2 protein-coding genes are annotated in these 1,486 nt (G+C 73.4%); one reads left to right on the plus strand and one right to left on the minus strand.

The genetic code is table 11. The annotated features are described in order from the left end of the window. Positions 1-65: 65 nt before the first annotated feature. On the plus strand, positions 66-644 hold the full coding sequence (locus C1I95_RS33855; protein WP_111220180.1) for a TetR/AcrR family transcriptional regulator: 579 nt from the start codon (positions 66-68) through the stop codon (positions 642-644). Here C1I95_RS33855 and C1I95_RS33860 read toward each other — a convergent pair. Further along, the coding region (locus C1I95_RS33860) for a tyrosine-type recombinase/integrase (RefSeq protein ID WP_111220182.1) at positions 632-1,486 on the minus strand (855 nt) is incomplete at its 5' end. The two genes, C1I95_RS33855 and C1I95_RS33860, sit on opposite strands and share 13 nt — an antisense overlap.

The following is a 1,486-nucleotide window of genomic DNA, read 5'->3' on the forward strand; positions in this document are numbered from 1 at the left end:
GATCCACGCATCACCCGACCGTACTACACATGTAGTTATCCGCACTACTGCTGTAGTGTCAGCCCGTGGACGCCCGCCAACGACAACTCCTCGACGCCGCCATCACCGTCCTCGGCACCCGCGGCACCCGCCACCTCACCCACCGCGCCGTCGACGATCAGGCCGCCCTGCCCACCGGCTCCACCTCCAACCGCTACCGCACCCGCGAAGCCCTCCTCGCCGGCGTCCTCACCCGCCTCCTCGACCTGGAAACCACCGGCTGGAACCACCTCGCCGGCAACCTCGACCAGATCGACCCCGACACCGTCGCCACCGCCCTCGGCACCCTCGTCCACGACCTCACCACCACCGGCCGCACCCTCACCCTCGCCCGGCTCGCCATCTTCGCCGAGGCCGCCCACCAACCCGCCCTGCAACAACAGATCGCCCACCGCCAACGCGACCTCGCCGCCTGGGCCACACCCCTGCTCGCCGCCCTCGGCGCCCGCCACCCGGCCACCGCCCTACGACTGCTCCTCGCCCTCGTCGACGGCCTGCTCAACAACCAACTCGCCAACCCCGACCCGGCCTTCGACCCCACCACCGCGATCGCCACCGTGCTACCGGCGATCCTCAGCGCCCCGGCCGCCCCTCAACCGGCCTGACCCCGGGCCAACCCCACCAACGCCCGGTTCGTACGGTTGGCCCGCACCGCATCCCGCTGCTGCCCGGCGGTCACCTCGATGTACGTCTGCGACGACGCCAACGACGCGTGCCCCAACAGCCGCATGATCTCCGCCGCACCCGCACCGTCCTCGGCCAACCGCGTCGCGAACGTGTGCCGCAACGCATGCAGCCGCGCCCCACGCGGCACCCGGTCACCGATCCCGGCCCGCCGGTAGCAGGACTCCACCAGATACTGCAGCCCACCCCGACGCAGCGGCTCATCCCGCCGGTCCACCAGCAACGGCGAATCCGGCCGCACCGTACGCGAGCCGAACCGGCGCACCCGACTGTCCAGATAGTCCGCCAACAAAGCGTCCAGATCCGGCTCCACCGGCAACACCCGGGGACGCCCACCCTTGCCGGCCACCTCCAGCCGGCGCTCGCCGGGCCGACCGGCCAACGAACCGACCCGCAGCGCCAGCAGCTCCGACAACCGCAGCCCCGCACACAGCGCCAGGGCCAGCACCGCCACGTCCCGCTCCGGCCACGGGTCACGCTGCCGCCCCTCGGCGCGGGCGGCCGAGGCGAGCAGCCGCTCGGGAGTGTCCTCGCCGCGCAGCGGCTTGGGCTGGGGCAGCGGCGACCGGGGGCGACCCACCGCCGGCATCGGATTGCCCGGCACCACCTGCTCGGCCACCAGGAAGGCGAAGAAGCCGTTCCAGGTCGACCAGGCGCGCCCGACGGAGGCGGCGGCCCGGTCGGCGGCGAACCGGGCGAACGCCGCCCGCATCAGGCTGGGGGAGAGCGCGCCGAGCGGAAGACGGTCGAGGGGGAGGGGAGG

Origin of the sequence: Micromonospora craterilacus (genome assembly GCF_003236315.1) — a bacterium.
Classification (GTDB): domain Bacteria; phylum Actinomycetota; class Actinomycetes; order Mycobacteriales; family Micromonosporaceae; genus Micromonospora; species Micromonospora craterilacus.